The organism is Bradyrhizobium iriomotense, from assembly GCF_018130765.1.
Classification (GTDB): Bacteria; Pseudomonadota; Alphaproteobacteria; order Rhizobiales; family Xanthobacteraceae; genus Bradyrhizobium; species Bradyrhizobium iriomotense_A.
Genome location: NZ_JAFCJZ010000006.1, coordinates 1 through 26,020, shown reverse-complemented (window position 1 = coordinate 26,020; position 26,020 = coordinate 1). Strand labels below are relative to the sequence as shown.

The window sequence follows — 26,020 nt, the reverse complement described above, 5'->3', positions numbered from 1 at the left end:
TCCGTTTGTCTCGATCGGAGATCGCCCCGGTTTACGCCTGAATGCGGGCGAATGGTGTCCTCCCAACAAAACTTTGGGAGGAAACCATGACAAGAATACTGACCAACTCTGACAACACGACTGCAAGCGGCGGTCTCGGCCGCCGCGATGTCCTCAAAGGCGCAGCGGTCCTTGCCGCCTCCACCGTCCTCGCCTCGCAGGCCGACGCCCGCGACTTCGGCGCCAATGCCGAGCCGCAGCGTTATCCCGACCCCGACATCGTCGTCATCGACCCCAAGCGCTTCAAGGCCAAGGTCGGCAACACCGCGATCAAGCGGCTCTATACCGGCTGCCTGTGGGCGGAAGGGCCGGCGTGGAATGCTCAAGGCCAATATCTCGTCTGGAGCGACATCCCGGCCAACCGGCAACTGCGCTATCTCGACGATGACGGCCACATCTCCGAGCAGTTCCACAAGCCGTCCAACGAGGCCAACGGCAATTCATTCGACACCGAGGGACGCCAGATCAGCGCCGAGCGCACCCGCCTCGTCCGCTATGAGCATGACGGCTCGGTGACGACGCTCGCCGAGCAGGCCGGCGGCAAGCCGCTCAACGGCCCCAACGACATGGTGGTGCATCCCAACGACAAGGCGATCTGGTTCACCGATCCCGGCTATGGCGCGATCAGCATCTACGAGGGCAAGCTCGCCAATACCGGCTCGCTGCAGCCTTACCAGAAGGAAGCGGTGTACCGGCTGGACACCCAGACCGGTCAGGTTGCGAAGGTCGCGGACGAGCCGTTCAAGCCGAACGGTATCGCCTTCAGCCACGACTACAAGAAGCTCTATGTCTGCGACACCGGCATCACGCATTATCCGCAGGCCGAGAACGTGGTGTGGTCCTACGACATCGACGGGGCGAAGCTGTCGAACCCGAAGCGGTTGATCGACATGAAGCTCGAGGGCAAGTCGGGCTTCCCCGACGGTTTGCGCGTCGACACCGAGGGCAATATCTGGGTCGGCGCCGGCTGGGTCGGGCCGGGCTATGACGGCGTGCAGGTGTTCGCACCGAATGACGGCGCGCGCATCGGGCAGATCCTGCTGCCGGAGACCTGCGCCAATGTCTGCTTCGGCGGCAAGAAGCGCAACCGCCTGTTCATGACCGCGAGCCAGTCGCTCTATGCGGTCTATGTGGAGACGCAAGGCGCGCATTTCTGTTGAAGGGCACACCGTCATTCCGGGCTGGTCCGCAAGGACCAGACCCGGAATCTCGAGGTTCTCAGGTGCGCAATTGCGCACCATAGTTCGATGCTTCGCATCGCCCCGGAACGACGGAGTGGGACTAACCCGTATTCCTCAACCCCGCCGAAATCCCGTTGATCGTCAGCTGAATCCCGCGCAGCACCTGTTCGTCCGGGTTCTGCGCGCGATGCTCCTTCAGCAGCTCGACCTGCACGTGGTTGAGCGGATCGAGATAGGGGAAGCGGTGGCGCACCGAGCGTTCCAGCAGCGGGTTGCCCTGGAGCAGCCGGTCCTGGCCCATGATGTCGAGCAGCGTCTCGATGCAGGAATGCCATTCGCGGCGGATGCGACCGAAGATTTTTTCGCGCAGCGCCTCATCCGGCACGAGCTCGGCATAGCGCGAGGCGATCGCGATCGAGCTTTTCGCGAGCACCATGTCCATGTTGGACAGAAGCATGCGGAAGAACGGCCACTCCTTGTAGAGCTCTTTCAGGAACGGCATGCCCTGTTGCGGATGCTCCGCGATCCACTGCTCGACCGCACTGCCAAAACCGTACCAGCCCGGCAGCATCAGGCGGCACTGCGCCCACGAGAACACCCAGGGAATCGCGCGCAGGTCTTCGATCGCTCGGGTCTTCTTGCGCGAGGCCGGACGGCTGCCGATGTTCAGCGTTGCGATCTCGTTGATGACGGTCGAGGCCCAGAAGTAATCGACGAAGCCCTCGGTCTCGTAAACGAGGCCGCGATAGGCCTTGAACGCGAGATTCGAAAGCTCGTCCATCGCGACCAGATATTCCCGGCGCGGCGCGCTCTGGCGCGGATGCAAGAGGCTCGCCTCCAGCGTTGCGGCCGCCAGGATCTCCAGATTGTTGCGGCCGACTTCGGCGTTGGAATATTTCGACGAGATGATCTCGCCCTGCTCGGTGATGCGGATCTGGCCGTTCACGGCGCCGCCGGGCTGCGCGATGATGGCGTCATAGCTCGGCCCGCCACCGCGGCCGACCGAGCCGCCGCGGCCGTGGAACAGGCGCAGCCGCACGTGGTGGCGCTCGAACACCTCGACGAGGCCGATCTCGGCCTTGTAGAGCTCCCAGCCCGAGGTGACGAAGCCGCCATCCTTGTTGCTGTCGGAATATCCGAGCATGACCTCCTGCACGCTGCCGCGGCTATCGACGAGGCGGCGGTAATCGTGCAGCGACAGCATGCGGTCCATGATGCCGCTTGAGGCCTGCAGATCCTCGATGGTCTCGAACAGCGGCACGATGTTGATGGCGCTGCGCCCGGAGGGATGGACGAGTCCGACCTCCTTGAGGAGCACCGCGACCTCGAGCATGTCGGACATGCCCTTGCACATCGAGATGATGCATTGGGGAATGGCGTCCGAGCCGAATTTCGCATGCGCTTCGGCTGCGGCATGGAAGACGTTGAGCTCGCCCATGGTCTCGTCGCTGTATTTGACGAATGGCGACACCAGCGAGCGTGTCGAGCGCAGCTCGTTGGTGAGCAGCGAGATGCGCGCCTCCTCGCCGAGCGCGAGATAGGACATGCCGGGGTTGGCGGCGTCGATCAGCTCGGCGATGGTGCGCTCGTGCACGGCGGAGTTCTGGCGGATGTCGAGCCGCGCCAGATGGAAGCCGAAGCAATCCACCGCGCGCCGGAGCAGCCGCAGCCGGCCGCGGGCGATGACGCGGGCATTATTGGAGATCAGCGAACGGTGCAGCACGTCGAGATCGGCCTGCAACTCCCTCACGCTCTCGTAAGGCCTGCCCTTGCCGACCGGCCGGCGCGTGATCTCGACCTCGAGCGCTTCGGCAGTCGCGGTCAGGCGCGCGTAGATACCTGACACCGCCAGACGATAGGGCTCGCCGCTCCGGTGCGGCGAGGTGTCCGGCGAACGCTCCGCCAGCGTGCGCAGCTCTTCGGAGACATCGGCGAGATGGGCCGCGATCGACAGCTCGGAGCCGAGCACGTGCAGCTCGTTCAGATAGAACTGCATCACCCGGCTCGACTGCAGCCGCAGCGTGCCGCGCATGACGTCGGCGGTGACGAAGGGATTGCCGTCGCGGTCGCCGCCGATCCAGCTGCCCATCCGCAGGAACGAGGCGAGCTCGCCCGCCGCCTGCCCGCCCTCTTCCAGCCGATCTTCCAGCACGTTGACCAGCCGCGGCACCTCGCGCAGGAAGGTGTAGTCGTAGAACGACAGGCCGTTGCCGACCTCATCGAGCACGGTGAGCTTGGTCCGGCGCAACAGGTTGGTCTGCCACAGCGTCAGCACCTCGCGGCGGAGCTGCTCGTCGCTGGCGGCGGCCTCGTCCGCGGTCAGCGCGACGCGCTCGCGGCGATCGAGCAGGCCAGCGACCTCCATCTCGCGGTCCATGGTGCTCTTGCGGCGGACCTCGGTCGGATGCGCGGTCAGGACCGGGCTGACGAGCGCGGTCTTGAAGAAGTTGCGGAGTTGGTCTGGACCGATGCCCGCCGCCTTGGCGTGCGCCAGCGTCTCCGCCAGCACGCCGGAGCCGCCGTTGTTGGCGGCACTGCGGGCGCGCATCTGGCGGATGTTGTTCTGGTCCTCGGCGATGTTGGCAAGGTGCGAGAAATAGCTGAAGGCGCGGACGATCCGCACCGTCTCGGAGGTCGACATGCTGTCGAGGATCTGCTCGAGCTCACGGCGGGCGAGCCGGTCCTCGTCGCGGTGGAACCGGATCGAGGTCTGCCGGATGCGCTCGACCAGATCGAACACATCGGCCCCCTCCTGGTCGCGCACCGTGTCGCCCAGAATGCGCCCCAGCAGGCGGATATCGTCCCGCAGCCGCGCTTCCGCTTCCGTGACCTGAACGTCCTCGGGACGGTTGGGGCGATGCTCGGTGGCGTCTGATGGTACGGTCTGGAGGGACATGGCTCGCTCCCCTGCTAGCGCCTTGGCGGCCCGGTCCGAAGGAGTGTGCGATATTTTTCTACCGCAGCGCAAGATGAACTTGGTGGCGACGCACAGTGCCGGCGCCGTTCGTGTCCCGGACGCGCAGCAACGCCTCAAGCGTTGCTGCGCAGAGCCGGGACCCAGGAGCCACATCGTCGCCCCGCCATTGTCTGGGCCCCGGCTCGGCAGCGCACCACGCCGCACCGGACGATGCTTCGCATCGCCGGGGGCGCGCTGCGCTGCGTCCGGGGCACGAGAATATGGCTAGCCTCATCAACAAACATGCCTTCGCGATCTCGCGGCGCAGGCGCCCGAGCTTTGCTGTCCGTTTCACCCTCGTCGAGAAGAGAGGGCGCAGGGAAGGCCGGGCGCCGGCTGGCACCCAAGGTCCGCACGCGAGAAACGCACGCGGGGTGACCACAGGTGATGCCGGGACATCCCGACCTTCCCTGCGCAATGGTTTTACGGCTTATGGCGCGCTCTCCCCGGGGAGCGATGCACTATTGCCCCCGTCGCCTCGCGGATGATCGATGCGCGCGCTCGGTCGGGCCGCTTCACCACCGCAAGCCTTGACGCACAGACCCCGGGCGTCAGGACCACACGCTTTTGCCGTCCGCGGACGTCCCTCCCAAGCCATTCGAAAGCTCGCGCGTGCTCGCCCCCGAAGCCGAAAGGAAACGCTGTGACAGCGCCGTGTCGTGCCGCGGATCGTGATGGCTCGCAGGCGTAGCCCGCCCTGCCATCCCGTCACGCGCCGGCGCTGCCGCGTCCATCGCATCCCGGCCTACGTATCGTGACGATCGCGAAACGTCCCTTTGACGGACCAGGATGGAATGCGGTTTAGCCGAAATCAGTAATTCGGTCAATCAGAATATTTTGCAGCCCCGTCCCTTGACCCGCATGTGGCGTGTTTTGCCTGTGGGGCAGCGCAAGGCATTGGGTGTGTACCGCCACAGAGCTGCAGGCCGCCACCGCGGGAACGCGTAGGATGGGTTGAGCCCTTGCGAAACCCATCATGCTTCGTCACCGGCAGACGACTTGATGGGTTTCGCTTACGCTCTATCCATCTAGCTTCGCCATCACGGATGGATTGATGGGTTTCGCAAGGGCTCAACCCATCCTACGAGCTCGCGCTGCCAAACTTTGTCAGGTACTTCGCGACATTCGGCCCCACCCCAATTTCTGAACCTCCCTCAGACGAAAGATACCTACTCACAAGCGGTTAACAGTTCGCCCGGAGGTACCATGGGGCGCCACTGCGCAGCGTTGATCAAACGCGGGATTTCGCAAATCGCCACGAGCGCGGCGATCGCGATGGTGATGTCGCCGGCGCCGGGGCGCGATCTGGACGGACGCTACAGGAGTTCACCACTTCTTGAATGGTTTGAGGGTTTGGCGAGCAGCAAGGGCCTCTGCTGTTCGTACGCCGACGGTCATGCCGTCGAAGACGTAGACTGGGAAGCCAGAGACGGCCACTACCGTGTGCGACTACCGAAAACTGCCGACTCCAAAGTGATGATCTGGGTCGATGTGCCTGACGATGCCTTAGTCACTGTACCGAACATGGCCGGACGCACCATGGTCTGGCCGGTCTACAACGACCTCTATCCGGACATATCGATCCGGTGCTTTATGCCAGGGAGCATGACCTAGCGCGTAGGATGGGTTGAGCCCTTGCGAAACCCATCCTGTTTCGTCATCGGCGGACGGATTGATGGGTTTCGCTTTCGCTCTACCCATCCTACGAACTGCCGCCGGAGGCCGACATTGACGGAGTCCACGCCCTAAGCCGGCACGATCACCTTGCCGATCGGCCAGAGCGCAATGCCTGCGAGCTTCAGATGGGCCCAGGCGAAGGGGATGCCGATGATGGTGATGGCAAGGACCAGCGCGGTCACGAGGTGGCCGAGCGCCAGCCACCAGCCGGCCAGCACGAACCAGATGATGTTGCCTATCACCCCGAGCGGACCGGTGCCGATATCCTCGACACCGGTGACCTCGTAGCGGCTGACCGCCCTCGAGCCGAACGGCAGCAGCGTGTAGACGGCGATGTTGAACGCCGCTCGTGCCCACGGAAGGCCGATGATGGTGACGGCCATGATGACTGCGGCGACCAGCCAGCCGAACGCCATCCAGGCGCCGCCGATGAGGATCCAGAGGATGTTGAGCAGGATGGAGACGGGGGTCATGGCATGATCCGGAGGTCGATGATCCCATCTATATAGGTTCGGAATCTGTCGCTGCTAAGACAGTAGGGTAGCCCGGATGAGCGAAGCGATATCCGGGGCCTTACCTCTCACCGTCCCGGGTATCGCTTCGCTCACCCGGGCTACAAAGTATCAAATCTTCCGGCCCGCCTGCTCCCAATAGGGATCGCGCAGGCGGCGCTTGAAGATCTTGCCGGAGTCTTCGCGCGGCAGCCCGGTGCGGATCTCGATGTGCTTGGGCACCTTGTAGTCGGCCAAGTGGGCTTTCAGGCTGGCGCGGATGGAGGCTTCATCGAGTGTCACGCCGGCTTGCGGCTCGACCACGGCCATCAGCGCCTCGCCGAATTCGGCATCGGGGATGCCGAACACCGCGCAATCGTGCACGCCTGATACGGCGTGCAGCACGGATTCGATCTCGGCCGGGTAGATGTTGACGCCGCCTGATATCACCATGTCGCGCTTGCGGTCGCAGATGAAGACGTAGCCGTCCGCGTCGATATAGCCGACATCGCCGGAGGTGATGAAGCCGCCGCGGTCGATCTCGGCGCGCTTCTCCGGCTTGTTGTGGTAGGTGAAGTCGGCAAGCTCCGCCATGCGGGAATAGATCTCGCCGATCTCGCCTACGCCAAGCACGCTTCCGTCCTCGCCGAGGAAGCGCAGCTCGGCGCCGGGCGAGATCTTGCCGACGGTGCCGGGCTTCTTCAGTGCGTCCTCGGAGGTCGCGAAGGTGACGGCGCCGGATTCGGTCGAACCGTAGAATTCGTAGATCACCGGCCCCCACCATTCGATCATGGCGCGCTTGACGTCGGCCGGACAGGGCGCCGCGGCATGGATGACGTGGCGGAGCGAAGAGACGTCGTACTTTTTGCGGACCTCCTCCGGCAGCTTCATCAGGCGGATGAACATGGCGGGAACCATGAAGATGGTGTCGATCCTGTACCGCTGGATGAGTTCCAAGAACTCCTCAGCCTCGAACCGCGGCATCAGCACCAGCGCGCCGCCGAGCTTGCCGGCGCGGATGGCGAAGGAGTTCGGCGCGGAATGATAGAGCGGACCCGGCAGCAGCGCGCGGGCGCCGGGCTTGAGCCCGTAGATCATCGCGCGCATGCGTTCGCCGGCGGCCTGCTGATCCAGCGTCGGCGCGTTGCGGCGCACGCCCTTGGGATGACCCGTCGTCCCTGATGTGTAGATCATGTTCATGGGCTGCGGCACGATTGGGCCGTCATAGGGCTGCTGCTGCGCGAGCCAAGGTTCGAAATCGATCGCGAAGTCCGGCGTGGTCAGATGATCGGGATCGATCTTGTAACTGGACAGGATCTCCGGCGGCGTCGGCACGCTGAGCACGGTGACGCCCTTCGGAATCGCATCGCGCAGCGCGTGCAGCATGTCGGCATGCCCGATCAGCACGGACGTGCCGGTGTCTGTCAGGATGTAGTTGATCTCCTCCGGCTTGAAGTGCCAGTTGATCGGCACGCCATAGGCCCCGAGCCGCATCGCGGCGTAAGCGGCCTCAAGGAAGGCGATGTCGTTGCGCATCAGCATGCAGACGCAGTCGCCCTGGCGGACGCCGATCTTGGCGAGGCCGGAGGCGATGCGGTCGGCGCGATTGGCAACCTCGGCATGGCTGCGGCGGCGCTCGCCGGAGACGATGCCGAGGAAGTTTGGCGTTTCGCTCATTTGTTGAGTTCCGATCTTTCGTCGGGTTGAGAGAGATGGGTATCACTCAGATTGTCATTCCGGGGCGATGCGAAGCATCGAGCCCGGAATCCATTTCACAGCGGACGATGAGGCGCGATGGACTCCGGGCCTGCGCCTACGGCGCATCCCGGAATGACGAACTCAGTCCGCATACTTCGCCGCGCGCTTCTCCAGATTCGAGCGCACAGCTTCCGTCTGGTTCGGGCTGCCGATCAGCTTCTGCTGCTCGACGGATTCGGCGAGCAGCGCCGGACCCGGATCGACCGAGAGATTGTTGAGCAGGCGTTTTGCGGCGCGGATCGCATCGGGGCTCTTGCCGGCGATCTCGCGCGCGACTTCGAGGGCCGCAGCGCGCGGGTCGTCGCAGATCCGCGTGGCAAGACCATAGGTCATTGCCTCCTGTGCGGAGAAGATGCGGCCCGTGTAGGTGAGATCGCGTAAGATGTCGTCGCGCACCAGCGACGCCAGGATCGGCGTGCCCGCCATATCGGGCACGAGCCCCCATTTGATCTCCATCACCGACATCCGCGCATCGGCGCTGAGGAACCGCATGTCGGCGCCAAGCGCGAGCTGGAAGCCGCCGCCGAAGGCGACGCCATGCACGGCCGCGATCACCGGAACCGGAAGCTGGCGCCATCCCCATACCGCTTGTTGCGGAAAGTTCGCCTGGCCATGCGTGCGCACGGTGAGGTCGCGATTTTCGCCACCCGGAATTCCGTTGCCGCCTTTCTCCTTCATGGCGGCAAAACGCCCCATGTCGAGACCGGCGCAGAAGGCGCGGCCTTCACCCGACAACACGACGGCGCGCACGCTCTTGTCCTTCGAAAGCCGGTCCGTTGCCGCGACAAGGGCCTCGAACATGGCCTGATCGAGCGCGTTCATCTTGTCCGCGCGCACCAGGCGCACGTCGGCGACGCCTTCCGAGATCGAGATCGAGACGCGCTCTTCCATGGATGAATTCTCCCCTGTTCTTGTTCGGTGCCGCTTTACAGAAAGCTGTCAGCCGGATTTAGTCAATCGACCAATTAACTGACAATCCGTACGGGAGAAACAGCGATGTTCAAGGAAAATCTTCTGGCCGGACGGCGCATTCTCGTGACCGGCGGCGGCACCGGGCTCGGCAAATCGATGGCGGCGCGCTTCCTGCAACTCGGCGCCGAGGTGCACATCTGCGGCCGACGCAAGATCGTGTGCGACGAGACCGCGATCGAGCTGATGGACCAATATGGCGGCCGCGTCACCAGCCACGGCGTCGACATCCGCAACGCACTCGCGGTCGACGAGATGATCGAGACCATCTTTCGCGAAGCCCCCCTCACCGACCTCATCAACAACGCCGCCGGCAATTTCATCTCGCGCAGCGAGGAACTGTCGCCGCGCGGCTTCGATGCGGTCGCCAATATCGTCATGCACGGCACGTTCTACGTGACGCATGCGATCGGCAAGCGCTGGATCGCGTTGAAGCAGCCTGGCAATGTCGTCTCGATCACTGTGACCTGGGTGCGCAATGGCTCTCCTTACGTGGTGCCGTCGGCGATGAGCAAGTCGGCGATCCATGCCATGACGATGTCGCTCGCCACCGAATGGGGCCGCTACGGCATCCGCCTCAACACCATCGCGCCGGGCGAGATCCCGACCGAGGGCATGAGCAAGCGCATCAAGCCGGGCGACGAGGCCGGCGCGCGCACCAAGGCGATGAACCCGATGGGCCGCGTCGGCACCATGGAGGAGTTGCAGAACCTCGCGGTGTTCCTGATCTCCGGCGGCTGCGACTGGATCAACGGCGAGACCATCGCCATGGACGGCGCGCAGGCGCTCGCGATGGGCGGCAATTTCTACCAGCTCCGCGACTGGAGCGACGACGACTGGAAGACCGCCCGCGAGAGCATTATGGCGCAGAACGAGAAGGACCGGGCGAAGCGGGGGTAGCCGCTCTTTCTATCGTCGTCCTGGCGAAAGCCAGGACCCATTACCACCGAATTCTATTTGGCGAAGATTGGTCATGACCAGTCTTCGCCAAATTGCGTTTTGTGGCTATGGGTCCTGGCTTTCGCCAGGACGACGGCGGGGGCCCCATCTTGTCTTCACCCGCAGATGACGCCACACTCCGCGGCATAAAAACAAAACGCTACGGGAGAAACATGTCCACACAGCCATTGGCTGACCTCGCCGATATGGTGCGCGAGCGCGCGAGAAGCCGCGGCAGCGCCATTGCCTATGAGTTCGAGGGCCGCGCCACCAGCTTTGCCGAATTCGACATCAAGACCAACAAGGTCGCCAACGCACTCATAGCGATGGGCGTGAACAAGGGCGACCGCATCGCCTATCTCGGCAAGAACAGCGATCTCTATTTCGAGCTGCTGATGGGCGCGATGAAGGCCGTCGTGGTGATGGCGCCGGTGAACTGGCGGCTCGCAGGACCTGAGGTCGCCTTCATCGTCGCGGACTGCAGGGCGCCGGTGCTGTTCGTGGGGCCGGAATTCATTGCGCAGGTTCGCCAGATCAAGGACCAGTTGCCGGGCGTGCGCACCGTCATCACCACCGAAGGCGGCGCGCCCGAATGGCAGGATTTTACGGCGTGGCGCGATGCGCAGAGCGGCGATGATCCCAAAGTGCCGATCGACACGAAGGACATCGCGATCCAGCTCTACACGTCGGGCACCACGGGCAAGCCGAAGGGCGCGATGCTGTCGCATGCAAACTTCCTCAACCTCGTGCAGACCGGCAATGCCGAGGACAAGCCGGAGTGGAACCGGTGGTCGACCGACGACGTCTCGCTGGTGGCGATGCCGATCTTCCACATCGGCGGTTCGGGGTGGGGCGTGATGGGGCTCTATCACGGCGCCCGCGGCGTGATTGCGCGCGAGTTCGATCCGACCAAGGTGCTGGATTTCTTCGAGCAGTCGGGCATCACAAAACTGTTCATGGTGCCGGCGGCGATGCAGTTCGTGGTGCGGCAGCCGCGCGCGAAGACGGTGGATTTCTCGCGGCTGAAATACATGCTGTATGGCGCTTCGCCGATTCCGGCGGCGCTGCTGAAGGAATGCATCGAGGTCTTCAAGTGCGGCTTCGTGCAGATGTACGGCATGACCGAGACGACGGGCACCATCGTCGCGCTTCCGCCGGAGGACCATATCGAGGGCCTCGAGCGGATGCGCTCGGCCGGCAAGGCGCTGCCGGGCGTCGAGATCGCGATTTTGGATGCGGACGGCAAGCCGCTGCCGCCGCGCGAGGTCGGCGAGATCGCGACGCGCTCGGGCTCGAACATGGCCGGCTACTGGAATTTGCCGGAGGCGACCGCCGCAACGCTGCGCGGTGACGGCTGGCTGCGCACGGGCGACGCCGGCTACATGGACGAGGACGGCTATCTCTACATCCACGACCGCATCAAGGACATGATCATCTCCGGCGGCGAGAACATCTACCCCGCCGAGGTCGAGAGCGCGCTGTGCGATCATCCGGATGTCGCCGAGGCCGCCGTGATCGGCGTGCCGGACGACAAATGGGGCGAAGCGGTCAAGGCGGTCGTGGTGATGAAGCCCGGCAAGCAGGCGACCGCCACCAACATCATCAACTTCACCCGCGAGCGCATTGCCGGCTACAAGACGCCGAAGAGCGTGGAGTTTTTGCCGGCGCTGCCGCGCAATCCGAGCGGCAAGATCCTGCGGCGGCAGTTGCGTGAGCCGTATTGGGCGGGGAAGGATCGACGGGTGAATTGATCCCGCGGTGCCGTAGGGTGGGCAAAGGCGCAAAGCGCCGTGCCCACCATCTCGTTCCGTATTCAAGGGATCGTGGGCACGCTTCGCTTTGCCCCACCCCCACAACTATCCACATTGTCGTCCCGGCGAAGGCCGGGACCCATAACCACCGAGTATAGTTTGGCGAAGACTCGGAGTGCCATCTCGCGCCACGACTCCTCCCTGGGGTTATGGGTCCCGGCCTTCGCCGGGACGACCCGGGGAGAGATAACGCACAAAATTCCTAATGCTTCCCCGGCCCCATATAGCCGAACAAGAACCCCGCCACTTTCCGCATCTGGATCTCCTCGCTGCCTTCGGTGATGCGATAGCGGCGGTGGTGGCGATAGATGTGCTCGAACGGCTTGTGGCGTGAGTAGCCCATGCCGCCATGAACCTGCATGGCGCGGTCGGCGGATTCGCAGCAGAGGCGGTTCGCAAAATAGTTGCACATCGAGACGCGGTCGGAAAGCGTGCGCTCGATCTGCTCTTCGGTCAGTTGGTCCATCTCCCAGGCGGTCTTGCGGATCAGCAGGCGCAGCATCTCGGCCTGCGTGGCGAGCTCGACCAGCGGGAACTGGATCGCCTGGTTTTCCGCGAGCGCCTTGCCGAACGGCTTTCGCTCGCGCGCGTATTTGACGCTCTCGTTGATGCAGTAGACCGCGGCGCCGAGCGAGCTCGCCGCCTGGCGGATGCGGTTCTGGTGCACGAAGCACTGCGCCAAGGACAGACCGCGCCCGACCTCGCCGAACAGCGCATCCTCGGGCACGAAGACGTCGGTGAAACTGACGCGAGGATGGTCGGTCGGCATGTTGAAGGTCCACATATACTCCTCGACCTTGACGCCGTGGCTCTTGGCCGGCACCAGGAAGCAGGTGATGCCGCGGGCATCGCCGTCATTGCCGCTGGTGCGCGCGAACAGCGCGCAGTGGGTGGCGACGTGCATGCCGGTGGTCCACATCTTCTCGCCGTTGATGATCCAGCCCTTGACGTTGTCGCGCGTGGCCGGCACCGCCCGCGTCTCCATGTGGGTGGCGTCCGAGCCATGATGCGGCTCGGTGAGGCCAAAGGTGATGCGATACTTGCCCCTGATCGAGCCGTCGATCATCGCCTTCTGATCGTCGCGGCCGTAGCGGTCGAGCATGGTGACGATGGGGAAATTGCCGACGATGGAGTGCTCGTTCTGGAGATCGTTGTGCAGGCCGAGACCTTTCGCGGCAAAGTGCTCGCGGATCACGGCCATCCAGAGATTGGAGCCGTCCTTGCCGCCATATTGCTTCGGCACCGGAAAGCGCAGATGCCCGGCGGCGTCGGCGAGATCCTTGGCCTTGCGCAGCAGCGCTTCCCATTCATGGCGCGGCAGGCCGCCGTTCTCGAAATCGGTGCGCGCCCATTCGCGACGATGGTCGAAGAAGCGGATGTTGTCGTCGGCCTCCTCCAGCGGCTTGATCTCGCGTTCGATGAAACGGTCGAGCTCTCCGAGATAGGCGACGAGATCGGCAGGCAATGAGAAATCCACGGCTCTCTCCCGGATTGATTTATCTTTTTGCGTTAAGGCGCTAGGCGCGTCTTTGCTTCGCATGATTAAGGTGAGAAGTGCTTCGCCAAGTCAAGCAATGCGAGGCGTGCCGGAGGTGCAAGGCGCATTGCGCAATTCGATGGTGTTGTGACGCAGGCACGCGCTAGTATGACGTCAATATTCCTTCACGAGAAAATGCGGGAGCGCGCGATGGAGCTGAAATTTTCCAAGGTGGAACGCAAGGGGCCGATCACGATCGTCACGCTGTCGCGGCCCGAGGTCTACAACGCGCTGCACACCGATGCGCATTTCGAGCTGCAAAAGGTGTTCGACGATTTCTCCGCCGATCCCGAGCAGTGGATCGCGATCGTCACGGGCAGCGGCGACAAGGCGTTCTGCGCCGGCAACGATCTGAAGTGGCAGGCCGCCGGCGGCAAGCGCGGCTGGGACAAGGGCGGCTTTGCCGGCCTCACCTCACGCTTCGACTGCGACAAGCCGATCATCGCCGCCGTGAACGGCGTCGCCATGGGCGGCGGCTTCGAGATCGCGCTCGCTTGCGACCTGATCATCGCCGCGGAGAACGCGACCTTCGCCCTGCCCGAGCCGCGCGTCGGGCTCGCCGCGCTCGCCGGCGGCCTGCACCGGCTGCCGCGGCAGATCGGACTGAAGCGCGCCATGGGCATGATCCTCACCGCGCGCCATGTCAGCGCCAAGGAAGGTCTTGATCTCGGCTTCGTCAACGAGGTGGTGCCGCAGGGCGAAGCGCTCACCGCCGCGCTGCGCTGGGCCGAAATGATCAGCAAGAACTCGCCGATGTCGATCCGCGCGTCCAAGCAGGCGATCCAAAAGGGCCTCGGCGTGTCGCTGGAGCAGGCGATCGCGGAGCAGCGCGACTATCCGGCCGTGCAGGCGATGGCGGCCTCGCAGGATTACATCGAGGGCCCGAAGGCGTTCTCGGAGAAGCGGCCGCCGAAATGGGTGGGGAAGTAGGAGATGCTGATCCTACCGTGATGCGCAATAACTCTCTCTGGCGTCGTCCCGGCGAAGGCCGGGACCCATAGCCACAGCGGGTAGTTTGGCGGAGATTAGTCGTTCGGGATTAGCACCACGCACGATCGATAGATCACGCGGTATGGGTCCCGGCCTTCGCCGGGACGACGATGAAAATGTGCGACGCCGTCTACCCGCCGCGCCCCAGTTCCCGCTTGTACGAGGCGTAGTTCGGCTGATCGACCGCGAGCTTGTCCATCGTGGTTGCCCATAGATGCTCGGCGAGGCCCGGGGTTGCGAGATCGACCTCACCTTTGGCGATACGCTCCGCCAGCGCATGGTTGAGCTCCGTCACCGAGCCGTCGATGCCGAGCAGCGTGCGCAGGCGCTCCACCTCCTTCGCGTCACTCCCCGCCTCCTGCGTCAGCTGCCGCGTGACGAGATCGAGGATGTTGATGGCGACGCGCAGCTTGAAGGCCTGGTGACCGGAGATCAGCGGCGTGATGTCGCTGCGGAGGAAGTCGGCGACTGATTTGGTCAGTTCGACCGGGGTCGGCTCGTCCTGCATGTGTCAGCTCCCGCGCGGCACCAAGAGCCGCAACAGATCGATCTCGGTCTCGGACGCGCGGCGGCCGATCATGGCGCGCTCCATGGAATGCTCGGGTCCTTCGCGAAAGCGCTGCATCATGCCGCCGCACATGATGCCCCAGCGCAGCGTCCCCATCACTTCCCAGAACTTTACGCGCGCTGCGTCGACCTTGCGGCCCGCGGCCTCGTAACCGGCGAACAGGTCCTCGCGCGAGCCAAAACCGCCGACGGGCTTGTCGATCTCGCCAAAGCGCCAGGAGTTGACGCAGACCCAGCCGAGATCCTCCATGGGATCGCCGAGATGGGCAAGCTCCCAGTCGAGCACGGCGCGAACGCCATCCGCCCCGATGATGAGATTGCCGTTACGGAAATCGCCATGCACCAGTGTGGTCTCGACTGAGGGGCCGGGATCGTGGTCGCGCAGCCAGCGCAGCGCCAGCTCGAACACGGGCTTCGGCCAGTTCAGGCTGCGATAGTCGCGCTCGAACTCGGAGATCTCCTGGGTCGCGTTCCGGCTGCGCAGCTCGGGCAGCTTGTCCAGCGGCAGCCTGTGCAGGCCCGCGAGAATGCCACCGATCTGCCGCGCGAGATGCGGCCGCGCCGCCGCGAACGTGTCATCGCGAAGAATCTTGCGGGCGATGGTCTCGCCCTCGACCCGCTGCATGATGAAGCCGGTGCCGAGATCGTCCTCGGCCGTCAGCACATGCATCACGCGCGGCGACGGCACGCCCGCCTCGAAGGCGAGCTGCATCAGCTGCGCCTCGGCGGCGAGGCCCGCCGCACGCGTCGGCGCCGCGCCATAACCCTTCGGCGAGCGGCGCAGGATCGCGCCGATCGGCCCCTTGGGATGCATAATGTCGAAGCGCCACGTTTCCTGGCTGGCACCGCCCGACAGCTTTGCCGCGCCGGTGACGCCGGTCGCGCCCTTGCACCACCGCGCGACGCTGCGTGAGAGCTCCGTCTCGATCATTTGCCCTTGAACTGCGCGGGGCGCTTCTCCAGAAACGCGCCGACGCCCTCGCGAAAATCCTGGGTGTCGCCGGCGCGGAGCTGGCACTGGAATTCGAGATTGAGCTGATCCTCGAAGGAATTTTCCGGGCTGTCCCAGTAGAGCTTGCGGATCAGCGACAGCGCCACCGTCGGACCGCTCGCAAGGTCGCGCGCGAGCTTCATCGCCTCCTCCATCAGCACGCCGTCATCGTAGACGCGGTTGACGAGGCCCCATTCCAGCGCCTTCTCCGCCGGCAGCCGCTCGCCCATCAGCGACAATTCGATCGAGCGCGCCCGGCCGACGAGGCGCGGCAAGAGCCAGGTCGAGCCGCAATCCGGCACGAGACCGATGCGCCGGAACGCTTGAAGGAAGTAAGAGGAGCGCGCGCATAAAATCATGTCGCCGAGCAGCGCGAAGCTCATGCCGGCACCCGCGGCCGGGCCATTGACTGCGGTGATGATCGGACAGTGCAGATTGCGGATGCGGCGCAGGAACGGATGAAAGCCGGTCTCCAGCGTCAGGCCGGCCTTGGTCTTCTTCGACTGGTTGTTGCGGCCTTGCAGATTGGCGCCGGTGCAGAAGGCGCGGCCCGCGCCGGTCAGCACGACACAGCGCACCTCGTCCTTCTTCTCCTCGATCGCATCGAGCGCCTCGGCAAGACCGCCGAGCATGTCCATGGAGACCGCGTTCATCACCTCCTGATGGTCGAGCCTGAGGATCGCGACCGAACCATCGAAATCGAGCGTGACGTGCTTGAACTGCATTGTTTCCTCGTCAGTTGCAGCCTGCGTCAGTTTCGCAGACCGGAATTTGGTTTTGCCGGGGCGCATATTTGATTTTTGGCGCGGTCTTGTCCATGGTGATCGGAGCATAGCAAGCAATCTTGTGCGCAGCGGCTGATGCGCCTTATGCCCAAAACAGGAAACGCGCCATGAACCTTTTCGACCTCACCGGACGCGTCGCTGTGATCACTGGCGGCAATGGCGGCATCGGGCTCGGCATCGCACAGGCGCTCGCCGGCCAGGGCTGCAACGTCTCGATCTGGGGCCGCAATGCTGACAAGAACAAGGCTGCTGCCGCGAGCATGGCGGGGCTAGCAGGCAAGGTGGACACCCGCGTCTGCGACGTCACCGATCCGGCCTCGGTCAATGCCGCGATGAAGGCCACGCTCGACACCTTCGGCCGGGTCGACGGCTGCTTCGCCAATGCCGGCATCGGCGGCGGCGGACGGCGCTCCTTCATCGAGCGCACCGAAGAGGAATGGCGCACGATGTTTGCGACCAATCTTGACGGCGTCTTCCACGCGTTCCAGGCCGCTGCCAGGCACATGACCGAGCGCGCCAATGCCGGCGATCCCTTCGGCCGGCTGGTCGCAACCTCGAGCCTCGCCTCGATCTTCGGCACCGCGCGCAACGAACACTACGCCGCGACCAAGGCCGCGATCAACGCGCTGGTGCGCGCGCTCGGCGTCGAGCTGGCGCGCCACGGCGTCACCGCGAACGCGATCCTGCCCGGCTGGATCAAGAGCGACATGACATCAGGCCTCATGGCCAACGACAAGTTCGTCGCCAACGTGATGCCGCGAATTCCGCAGCGCCGCTTCGGCGAGGCCTCCGATTTCGGCGGCATCGCGGTGTATCTGATGAGCAAGGCGTCATCCTATCACACGGCCGACACGTTCGTGATCGACGGCGGCTACACGGCGTTTTGAGTCCCGTAGCCTGGATGGAGCGAAGCGCAATCCGGGATTTTGAGAAGCAAGCAAGACCCGGATTTCGCTACGCTCCATCCGGGCTACAAACTCTGAGGGGGATAGGGCAAATGTTCTCGCACGTGATGATCGGCACCAACGACCTGGACAAGGCCAAGGCATTCTACGACAGCCTGCTGAGCACACTCGAGGTGCGGCCGGCCAAGGTCGACGGCCACCGCATCTTCTACATCACCAAGACCGGTGTGTTCTCGGTGTCGAAGCCGATCAACGGTGAGCCGGCGACGGCTGCGAACGGCGGCACCATCGGCTTTGCCGCCAACTCGCCTGAGCAGGTCGACAAGTGGCACGCCGCCGGCGTAGCCGCCGGTGGAACGCCGATCGAGAATCCGCCCGGCATCCGCGAGGGCGCGGGCAACAAGCTTTATATCGCTTATTTGCGGGACCTCGACGGCAACAAGATCTGCGCGATGCATCGGATGCCGAACTGAGCTGGCGACTACACACGCGGTGTCGTCCCCGCCTAGTGCGCAATTGCGCACGGGAGCGGGGACCCATAACCACAGGGAGCGGTTATGGCGCGAGCTGACAACTACGAATCTTCGTCAAACGACTTCCTGTGGTTATGGGTCCCGGATCTGCGCTCCGCCCTGGACAACGCTACGCGTTGCCAAGAGCTGCGCTTGTCCGGGACGACACTTGGAGGGAGTTCTCCCAGCCCCATTCAAACAACATTTCAAACGCCCTCGCGATATTCCATCGCGTGGCATGGCCCGCGTGAAAAAAATACGCGCTCGCACTTTGGCATCGCTGCGACTATTCTCCCGGCCAACATGATCTCAGCGTCCCGGGAGGAACAATGACAAAACACACCTACATTCCCCGCACCACCAACTACACCCTCAATCCGGGCGACGAGCTCAATGACCTGCGCATGTCGGACCAGGTCCGGCCGCTCTACGATCACGTCAAGAAGTTCATCCGCGATACCGTCGAGCCGATGTCGATCGAGTTCGCCAAGGCGGGCGAAGGCAAGGAGGACCGCTGGAGTTTTACGCCGAAGCAGCTCGAAGTGCTGGAGAAGGCCAAGAACAAGGCCAAGCAGGAAGGCCTCTGGAATTTCTTCCTGCCCGATGACGAGACCGGCCAGGGCCTGAAGAATCTCGACTATGCCTATATCGCCGCCGAGCTCGGCAAGAGCCCGCTGGCGTCCGAGACCATGAACTGCTCGGCGCCCGACACCGGCAACATGGAGGTGCTGGAGCGCGTCGGCACCAAGGAGCAGAAGGAGAAGTGGCTGAAGCCGCTGATGAACGGCGAGATCCGCTCGGCCTATGTCATGACCGAGCCGAACGTCGCCTCCTCCGACGCCAAGAACATCTCGACGACCGCAAAGCTGGTCGGCGACGAATGGGTCATCAACGGCGAGAAGTATTACATTTCAGGTCTCGGCGATCCCCGCTGCAAGATCCTCATCGTGATGGTGAAGACCAATCCGGATGCGGCGCCGAGCAAGCAGCAGTCGCAGATCCTGGTGCCGCGCGACACGCCCGGCGTCGAGGTGCTCGGCCCCATGTATGTGTTCGGCCAGGACCACGCGCCGCGCGGTCACATGCACATGCGCTTCAATAATGTGCGCGTGCCGAAGGAGAACATGCTGCTCGGCGAAGGCCGCGGCTTCGAGATCTCGCAGCTCCGCCTCGGACCCGGCCGCATCCATCACTGCATGCGCACCATCGGCAAGGCCGAGAAGGCGCTCGATCTGATGGTGCAGCGTGGCCTCACCCGCGAAGCCTTCGGCAAGAAGATCGCCCATCTCGGCGGCAACATGCAGATCATCGCGCAGGCGCGCTGCGAGATCGAGGCGATGCGGCTGATGGTGCTGAAGGCCGCCAAGGCTATGGACGTGCTCGGCAACAAGGAGGCCCGCGTCTGGGTCTCCATGGTCAAGGCCATGGTGCCCGAGCGCGCCTGCAAGATCATCGACCAGGCGATCCAGATGCACGGCGCCACCGGCATCTCGCACTGGACCCCGCTCGCCGAAATGTACCAGGACGTCCGCCATCTGCGCTTTGCCGACGGTCCGGACGAGGTGCACTGGATGGTGGTGGGACGCCACGAGCTGAGCATGGCGTGAGCCACGAGATGCCGTAGGGCGGGCAAAGGCGCACTCTTCGCGCGCCGTGCCCACCATCGCGGCCGGCGCAAGAAGTGGTGGGCACGCTTCCGCCTTCGCTCTTCGAGCTACGGCGGACAAGTCGCTTTGCCACCCTACGAGACTGTACCCCTCACCCGCATCGCAAGTGCGATCCGACCTCTCCCCGCACGCGGGGCGAGGTGAAGAAAGAGAACTACGTCGCCGCCTCGAGCTTGTCCTGCGTCTTCGTTTCGAAATCGCTGGCGTCGTGGCGCTCGTGGAGCTGGCTGGCGGGATCGCCGGAGACGCGGTTGACCATGCGGCCGCGCTTCACCGCCGGCCGCTGCGCGATCTGGTCGGTCCAGCGCTGCACGTTCTTGTAGTCCTGCACGGAAAGGAATTCGCCGGCGCCGTAGACCAGCCCCTTGGCGAGCGCGCCATACCAGGGCCAGACCGCGATGTCGGCGATGGTGTACTCCTTGCCCGCGAGATACTCGTTGTCGGCAAGGCGCCGGTCGAGCACGTCGAGCTGGCGCTTGGTCTCCATCGCGAAACGGTCGATGGCGTATTCGATCTTGAACGGCGCATAGGCGTAGAAATGGCCGAAGCCGCCGCCGAGATAGGGTGCGCTGCCCATCTGCCAGAACAGCCAGGACATGGCCTCGGTGCGGGTCTTGATGTCCTTAGGCAGGAAGGCGCCGAACTTCTCGGCGAGGTAGAACAGGATCGAGCCGGACTCGAACACCCTGACAGGCTCAGGCCCGGAGCGATCCATCAGCGCCGGGATTTTCGAGTTCGGATTGATGTCGACGAAGCCGCTGCCGAACTGGTCGCCATTGCCGATCCTGATCAGCCAGGCGTCGTATTCGGCCCCCTTGTGGCCGAGCGCCAGCAGCTCCTCCAGCATCACCGTGACCTTCACCCCGTTCGGCGTCGCGAGCGAATAGAGCTGCAAGGGATGCTTGCCGACCGGCAGTTCCTTGTCGTGGGTGGGGCCGGCGATCGGCCGGTTGATGCTGGCGAATTGCCCGCCATTCTCCTTGTTCCAGGTCCAGACTTTGGGCGGCACGTAGGCGGGGGCGTCGGTCATGCGGGGGCTCCGGCGGAAAGATGCGCCTGCATTAATTAGCCCTGGGATGGCCGATGACAAGCCCTTCCGGCTCTGCGTCCGGCGCGGGCCTCAAGCCGGCGTCATGCAGCCTTGACCTTGCCGAGGAAGTCCTGGACCAGGGAGCGCATCTGGTCGGCCTCGCGCGACAGCGATGTGGCCGCGGACAGCATCTCCTGCGCGGCGCCGCCACCGGAGCGCGCCGACTGGCTCACGCCCTCGATGTTCTTCGTCACCGTTCCGGTGCCGGCGGAGGCCTGCTCGGCGCTGCGGGCGATCGCCTGTGTCGCCGCGCCCTGCTCTTCCACGGCGGAAGCGACCGTGGTCGAGATCTGGCTGATCTCCTGGATGGTGCCGCCGATGGCGCTGATCGCCTCGACCGCCTGCGCGGTCGCCTGCTGCACCGACGCGATCTGCTGGCCGATCTCGTCGGTCGCCCGCGAGGTCTGGGCAGCGAGGCTCTTCACCTCGTTGGCGACGACGGCAAAACCCCGGCCGGCATCGCCGGCCCGCGCGGCCTCGATGGTTGCGTTCAGCGCCAGCAGGTTGGTCTGGCTGGCGATCTGGTTGATGAGGTCGATCACCTCGCCGATGCGGCGCGCCGCCTGCTGAAGCCCGCCGACGATGTCGTTAGTGCGGTTGGCCTGGTCCACCGCCTTGTGACTGACCTGCGAGGCCAGCGAAACCTGCCGGGAAATCTCGCGGATCGAGGAGGTCAGCTCCTCGGCGGCCGAGGCCACCGTCTGCACGTTGGCCGAGGCCTGCTGCGCGGCCGCGGCCACCGTCATGGCCTGCTCCCCGGTCTGGCCGACGGTGGACGACAAGCCGCCCGCGGTTGCCCGCATGCGGCTCGCTGCGTCGGCGACGCCGCCGATGGCGGAGCTTGCCGCCGCATCGAAGTCCTGCGCCAGTCCCATGATGTAGGCGGCATGGCGCTCCTTGGCCTGCCGCTCCTCCTCCTGGCGCGCGCGCATCTCGTCGGCCGCGATCATGCCCTCCCTGAACACGAGCACCGCACGGGCCATCGCACCGACTTCGTCGCGTCGCTCCGTCGCCGGCACCTCGGTCGCGGTATCGTTCTGGGCAAGCCGCCCCATCGCCTTGTCGAGCGCGAGCAGCGGCTTGGCGATCGCCGAGCGCAGCACGAAACCGGCCGCGGCCGCCAGCGCCATCATGACGGCGAGCACGATCATGATTACGGTTCGTGCGTTGTCGTAGGTCGAACCCGCCGTCGCGACAGAGCGCGCGGCGCCGTCGGTGTTGATTTTCACGAGCTTGTCGGCGTCCTCAAGCAGCTCACGAAACTGGTTTCTGCCGGCAAAGAAGGCCTCCCTGGCGCCTTCGGGATTGGTGGCAAGCATGTCCAGCGCCTTGTCAGTCTGCAGGAAGGCCGCATAGTGCCCGCTGAGCCGCTTGACGGCCGCCTCCTCCTCCGGCGAGGCCACCAGCGTCTCCTGCGATTTGAGTCCGTCCGTCACGGACTGCTCGATCTTGCGCAGGGTCTGGCGTATCTCCTCGCGATCGCCTTCCTTGGCCATCAGTACCGAGAGCTGGTTGGTCCGGATGCGGGCGATCTGGTATTGCAGGCCTCTCGCCTTGTCGACGCTGGGGAGCCAGTTGCCGGACAGCTCACGCGCCGCGCCTTGCAGGTCGGAGAGCGATTTCAGCGCGAAGCCACCGAGCACGACGACCAGCAGCACGACTGCCGAAAATGTGAGCAGGAGCTTGCGCCCAACAGACATGTTGTTGAACCAAGCCATCGCACTCTCCATTCCAGCTAGACATTCGCGTCCACGCGCTATCGTTGTAATGGAGGCGACTTACCGAATAATTACGTTTCGCTGGACGCCCGCGCTGAAATGTTGGGCGCACGGTGGTCGCGGTGATCTCCTCGATCGGATTGGTCTTGGTGTCGACAGCGAAACGTTCGGCCGGTTGAAGGTCGCGAAATAATCCGTGTCAATGCAGATGCGCTTGGTGCCGATCGGACGCCGCGACCGGGCTGCTCTCTGACGTTCGTGAAAGCGCAAGAGGTTTATCGGCGTCCCCTGCCCGGCCAATTTTGCGCGACGGAATGGCTGCGCGCGTCGCGTGACGCCTGCACGCAAGATGCGCGGCCAAATCCGGCTTGGCATCGCGGCCGACGATGGGCTAGCGTCGAACGGTCGCTTGAGGAAAGCAAAACAACAACGAAGGCGGCCGCCGGGAGAGAACCATGAAATCGCCGATCTGCGACATGCTGGGCATCGAGTTCCCGCTGCTCGCCTTCAGCCATTGCCGCGACGTCGTCGCCGCCGTCAGCCGCGCCGGCGGCTTTGGTGTGTTAGGTGCCACCGTGCACACGCCCGATACGCTCGAACGCGAGCTGAAATGGATCGACGAGCACGTCGACGGCAAGCCCTACGGCATCGACGTGCTGATCCCCGAAAACATCTCCACGGCGGGCGAGAAGGACGTCACCTGGAAGAGCCTGGAAGCGCGCGTGCCGCAAGAGCACCGCAACTACACGCGCGATCTTCTGAAGAAATACGATATCGAACTGACCACCACCGAAGTGGCAGACGATCAGCCGCAGCCGTTCGACGGGAAGACCGCGCTTCAATTGCTCGAGGTTTCCTTCAATCATCCGATCCGCCTGATCGCCAACGCGCTGGGCGTGCCGCCGAAGGCGATGATCGAGATGGGCAAGAAGCACGGCGTGCCGGTGGCCGCGCTCGTCGGCGCCAAGGAGCACGCGCTGCGCCAGGTCGCCGCCGGCGTCGACATCCTCGTGGTGCAGGGCACCGAGGCCGGCGGCCATTGCGGCGAGGTCTCGACCATGGTGCTGGTGCCGGAGGTGATCAAGGCGATCGAGCCGATCCGCGACGTGCCGGTGCTGGCGGCCGGCGGCATCATGACTGGACGGCAGATGGCGGCCTGCATGGCCATGGGCGCGGCCGGCGCCTGGACCGGCTCGGTGTGGCTTGCGACCGTCGAGGCCGAAACCACGGAGATCTTCCGCGAGAAGATGATCGCGGCGTCCTCGCGCGATGCGGTACGCTCGAAGGGCCGCACCGGCAAGCCGGCGCGGCAGCTCCGCTCGGTCTGGACCGATGCCTGGGACCGCGCGCCGGAGAGCCCCGGCGCGCTGCCGATGCCGCTGCAGAGCATCGTCAGCCGTGACGCCTTCAACGCGATCGACCGCGCAGCCGCAAGCGGCAACGCAAAGGCGCGCGATCTCGTCAGCTACTTTGTCGGCCAGGGCGTCGGCCTGATCGACAGCGTGAAGTCGGCGGGTGCGGTGGTGCAGGAGTTCAAGGAAGATTTTGCCGAAGCCGTCGAGCACATGAATGCGCTGGTGGCGGAGTGATGGTGCGTGGCCGGAGTAGTGCCCGTGGCCCATCCTTCGAGGCTCGCCCGACGGCGCGAATGCGCCGCCGACCTCGCACCTCAGGATGACGTTGTGCCCGTAGCCGTCACCCTGAGGTGGCCGCTTCTTTAGCGGCCCTCGGCGTGCCGAAGACCTAGAAAGTGAATTAAGAAGAAATGACCAATAGCCCCGAAGACCGCATCCCCGTCATCGTCGGCATCGGCGAGATCGTCGATCGCCCTAAGGAGATCACCGCCGGCCTCGAGCCGCTCGATCTGCTCGAAGAAGCGCTGCGGCGCGCCGAGCGGGATGCCGGCACAAAGCTGCTCGGCGAGGTGCAGTCGCTCGACGTCGTCAACTTCCTGAGCTGGCGCTATCGCGATCCGGAGAAGCTGCTGGCGCAGCGCCTCGGCGTTGCGCCTGCACATTGCTATTACGGCCCGGTCGGCGGCGAGAGCCCGATCCGCTACATCCACGAGGCGGCCAAGCGCATCGCGCGCGGTGAATGCAGCGTGGCCGCGATCTGCGGCGCGGAAGCGCAGTCAACCGCGACCAAGGCGGAGCGCGCCGGAACAAAATTGCCATGGACGCCGTTCGCCCATGATGTCGAGGAGCCCAAGCGCGGCGCGGCGTTCCAGAAGCCGCTGGCGGTGAAGCTCGGCGTGTTCCGGCCGGTCACGGTCTATCCGTTCTATGAAGCCGCCTCCTCCGCGCATTGGGGGCAGACGCCGCGCGAGGCGATGGCGGAATCGGGCACGCTATGGTCGCGCTATTCGGAAGCCGCCGCGCAAAATCCCAATGCCTGGCTGAAGCGGCGCTATACGCCGGAGGAGATCACGACGCCGACGGCGGACAACCGGCTGATCGCCTGGCCCTATAACAAGCTCATGGTCGCCAACCCCAGCGTCAACATGGGCGGCGCGCTGCTGCTGACCAGCCTCGCCAAGGCACGCGCGGCCGGCATCGCGGAAGACAAGCTGGTCTATCCGCTCGGCGGCGCCTCTGCCGAGGAGCCTCGCGACTATCTCTTGCGCGACCAGTTCTACGAGAGCCATCCGCAGAATGCGGTGCTGAAGGCGGTGATGGACCTCGCCGGCGGCGACGGCAGAAAATTCGACGCGATCGAGCTCTACAGCTGCTTCCCTTGCGTGCCCAAGATGGCGCGACGGACGCTGGGCTTGGGTGCCGACGTGCAGCCGACCGTGACCGGCGGCCTCACCTTCTTCGGCGCCCCGCTCAACACTTACATGACGCACGCGGCCTGCGCGATGGTGCGACGTGTGCGCGACGGCGCCAAGCTCGGCCTGCTCTATGGCCAGGGCGGCTTCGTCACCAAGCATCACGCGCTGGTGGTCTCGAAGACGCCGCCGCGCGAGGCGCTGGCGCAGGAGACGAGCGTGCAAGGCGTAGCCGACCGCAACAAGCGCGCGGTGCCGGAGTTCGTGACGGAAGCGTCAGGCAGAGGCAAGGTCGAGAGCTTTACGGTGCTCTACGGCCGTGGCGGCGATGTCGAGCACGGTGTGGTGATACTGCGGACGCAGGACGATCGCCGCACGCTGGCGCGAATTCCGGCGAGCGATAGCGCGACGCTGGCCCATCTGCTTGACATGGATCGCACGCCCGTCGGCTCGCTCGGCGAGATCACGATGGCCGCCGATGGCGTGCCGGAGTGGCGGGTGGCGTAGCTCTCGTAGGGTGGGCAAAGGCGCACTTGCGCCGTGCCCACCAATCTTTCCGGATCACATCGAGATCGTGGGCACGCTTCGCTTTGCCCACCCTCATATGGGGATTTTTGAGTCAAGGCTTTTCGATTGGCTTGGGTGAGGTCGGGGAAGTGCGAGGGCGGCG

20 protein-coding genes are annotated in these 26,020 nt (G+C 64.6%); 10 read left to right on the top strand and 10 right to left on the bottom strand.

What is annotated here, in order from left to right; translation table 11 throughout:
• Window positions 1-86: 86 nt before the first annotated feature.
• Entirely contained in the window at window positions 87-1,199 is a 1,113-nt protein-coding gene (locus JQ635_RS12945) for an SMP-30/gluconolactonase/LRE family protein (protein WP_211410255.1), read from the top strand.
• Window positions 1,200-1,320: 121 nt separating this feature from the next.
• Here the strand turns inward: JQ635_RS12945 and ppc are convergent, their stop codons facing one another.
• On the bottom strand, window positions 1,321-4,116 hold the full coding sequence (gene ppc / locus JQ635_RS12940; RefSeq protein ID WP_211410254.1) for a phosphoenolpyruvate carboxylase: 2,796 nt from the start codon (window positions 4,114-4,116) through the stop codon (window positions 1,321-1,323).
• 1,266 nt (window positions 4,117-5,382) lie between these two features.
• Between ppc and JQ635_RS12935 the strand changes: the two genes are divergently transcribed.
• Window positions 5,383-5,790, top strand: a complete 408-nt coding sequence (locus tag JQ635_RS12935; protein ID WP_211410253.1) for a hypothetical protein — start codon at window positions 5,383-5,385, stop codon at window positions 5,788-5,790.
• A gap of 131 nt (window positions 5,791-5,921) precedes the next feature.
• Here JQ635_RS12935 and JQ635_RS12930 read toward each other — a convergent pair whose 3' ends face one another.
• The 3 genes from JQ635_RS12930 to JQ635_RS12920 all read right to left on the bottom strand — a co-directional run bounded on the left by JQ635_RS12930 (window position 5,922) and on the right by JQ635_RS12920 (window position 8,993).
• Window positions 5,922-6,326, bottom strand: a complete 405-nt coding sequence (locus JQ635_RS12930; RefSeq protein ID WP_183240804.1) for a YccF domain-containing protein — start codon at window positions 6,324-6,326, stop codon at window positions 5,922-5,924.
• 150 nt (window positions 6,327-6,476) lie between these two features.
• A complete protein-coding gene (locus tag JQ635_RS12925; protein WP_211410252.1) occupies window positions 6,477-8,021 on the bottom strand; it encodes an acyl-CoA synthetase in 1,545 nt (514 codons plus the stop codon).
• A gap of 162 nt (window positions 8,022-8,183) precedes the next feature.
• Window positions 8,184-8,993, bottom strand: a complete 810-nt coding sequence (locus JQ635_RS12920; RefSeq protein WP_211410251.1) for a crotonase/enoyl-CoA hydratase family protein — start codon at window positions 8,991-8,993, stop codon at window positions 8,184-8,186.
• Window positions 8,994-9,098: 105 nt separating this feature from the next.
• Between JQ635_RS12920 and JQ635_RS12915 the strand changes: the two genes are divergently transcribed.
• Both JQ635_RS12915 and JQ635_RS12910 read left to right on the top strand, forming a co-directional pair.
• Complete coding sequence (locus JQ635_RS12915) at window positions 9,099-9,971, top strand: SDR family oxidoreductase (RefSeq protein WP_211410250.1); 873 nt, start codon at window positions 9,099-9,101, stop codon at window positions 9,969-9,971.
• A gap of 212 nt (window positions 9,972-10,183) precedes the next feature.
• Window positions 10,184-11,761, top strand: a complete 1,578-nt coding sequence (locus JQ635_RS12910) for a fatty acid--CoA ligase (RefSeq protein ID WP_211410249.1) — start codon at window positions 10,184-10,186, stop codon at window positions 11,759-11,761.
• Between the two features lie 262 nt (window positions 11,762-12,023).
• Here the strand turns inward: JQ635_RS12910 and JQ635_RS12905 are convergent, their stop codons facing one another.
• Window positions 12,024-13,298 (bottom strand): acyl-CoA dehydrogenase family protein, encoded by a 1,275-nt coding sequence (locus JQ635_RS12905; protein WP_211410248.1) that lies wholly within the window; start codon window positions 13,296-13,298, stop codon window positions 12,024-12,026.
• Between the two features lie 210 nt (window positions 13,299-13,508).
• Between JQ635_RS12905 and JQ635_RS12900 the strand changes: the two genes are divergently transcribed.
• Entirely contained in the window at window positions 13,509-14,288 is a 780-nt protein-coding gene (locus tag JQ635_RS12900; protein ID WP_211410247.1) for an enoyl-CoA hydratase-related protein, read from the top strand.
• A 190-nt stretch (window positions 14,289-14,478) separates the two neighbouring features.
• Here the strand turns inward: JQ635_RS12900 and JQ635_RS12895 are convergent, their stop codons facing one another.
• The 3 genes from JQ635_RS12895 to JQ635_RS12885 are packed head-to-tail and all read right to left on the bottom strand — an operon-like array spanning window position 14,479 to window position 16,631.
• Window positions 14,479-14,856, bottom strand: coding sequence for a DUF6285 domain-containing protein (locus JQ635_RS12895; RefSeq protein WP_211410246.1), 378 nt, complete (start codon window positions 14,854-14,856; stop codon window positions 14,479-14,481).
• Between the two features lie 3 nt (window positions 14,857-14,859).
• Entirely contained in the window at window positions 14,860-15,846 is a 987-nt protein-coding gene (locus JQ635_RS12890) for a phosphotransferase family protein (RefSeq protein ID WP_211410245.1), read from the bottom strand.
• Window positions 15,843-16,631, bottom strand: a complete 789-nt coding sequence (locus JQ635_RS12885) for an enoyl-CoA hydratase/isomerase (RefSeq protein ID WP_211410244.1) — start codon at window positions 16,629-16,631, stop codon at window positions 15,843-15,845. Before JQ635_RS12885 ends, JQ635_RS12890 begins: the two co-directional genes overlap by 4 nt.
• Window positions 16,632-16,798: 167 nt before the next feature.
• Here JQ635_RS12885 and JQ635_RS12880 point away from each other — a divergent pair, with 167 nt between their 5' ends.
• From JQ635_RS12880 to JQ635_RS12870, 3 genes are all read left to right on the top strand, one after another.
• Window positions 16,799-17,578 (top strand): SDR family NAD(P)-dependent oxidoreductase, encoded by a 780-nt coding sequence (locus JQ635_RS12880; protein WP_211410243.1) that lies wholly within the window; start codon window positions 16,799-16,801, stop codon window positions 17,576-17,578.
• A gap of 110 nt (window positions 17,579-17,688) precedes the next feature.
• Window positions 17,689-18,069 carry a VOC family protein gene (locus JQ635_RS12875; RefSeq protein ID WP_211410242.1) on the top strand — a complete coding sequence of 127 codons (381 nt, stop codon included), beginning with the start codon at window positions 17,689-17,691 and terminating at the stop codon, window positions 18,067-18,069.
• A 368-nt stretch (window positions 18,070-18,437) separates the two neighbouring features.
• Window positions 18,438-19,715, top strand: coding sequence for an acyl-CoA dehydrogenase family protein (locus tag JQ635_RS12870; RefSeq protein WP_211410241.1), 1,278 nt, complete (start codon window positions 18,438-18,440; stop codon window positions 19,713-19,715).
• Window positions 19,716-19,929: 214 nt separating this feature from the next.
• On the opposite strand, the gene yghU is transcribed toward JQ635_RS12870, so the two are convergent.
• Window positions 19,930-20,805, bottom strand: a complete 876-nt coding sequence (gene yghU, locus JQ635_RS12865) for a glutathione-dependent disulfide-bond oxidoreductase (protein ID WP_211410240.1) — start codon at window positions 20,803-20,805, stop codon at window positions 19,930-19,932.
• A gap of 101 nt (window positions 20,806-20,906) precedes the next feature.
• Complete coding sequence (locus JQ635_RS12860) at window positions 20,907-22,583, bottom strand: methyl-accepting chemotaxis protein (protein WP_211410239.1); 1,677 nt, start codon at window positions 22,581-22,583, stop codon at window positions 20,907-20,909.
• A gap of 455 nt (window positions 22,584-23,038) precedes the next feature.
• Here JQ635_RS12860 and JQ635_RS12855 point away from each other — a divergent pair, with 455 nt between their 5' ends.
• Window positions 23,039-24,172, top strand: a complete 1,134-nt coding sequence (locus JQ635_RS12855; RefSeq protein ID WP_211410238.1) for a nitronate monooxygenase — start codon at window positions 23,039-23,041, stop codon at window positions 24,170-24,172.
• 176 nt (window positions 24,173-24,348) lie between these two features.
• Window positions 24,349-25,857 (top strand): acetyl-CoA acetyltransferase, encoded by a 1,509-nt coding sequence (locus tag JQ635_RS12850; RefSeq protein ID WP_211410237.1) that lies wholly within the window; start codon window positions 24,349-24,351, stop codon window positions 25,855-25,857.
• The last annotated feature ends 163 nt before the right edge of the window (window positions 25,858-26,020 follow it).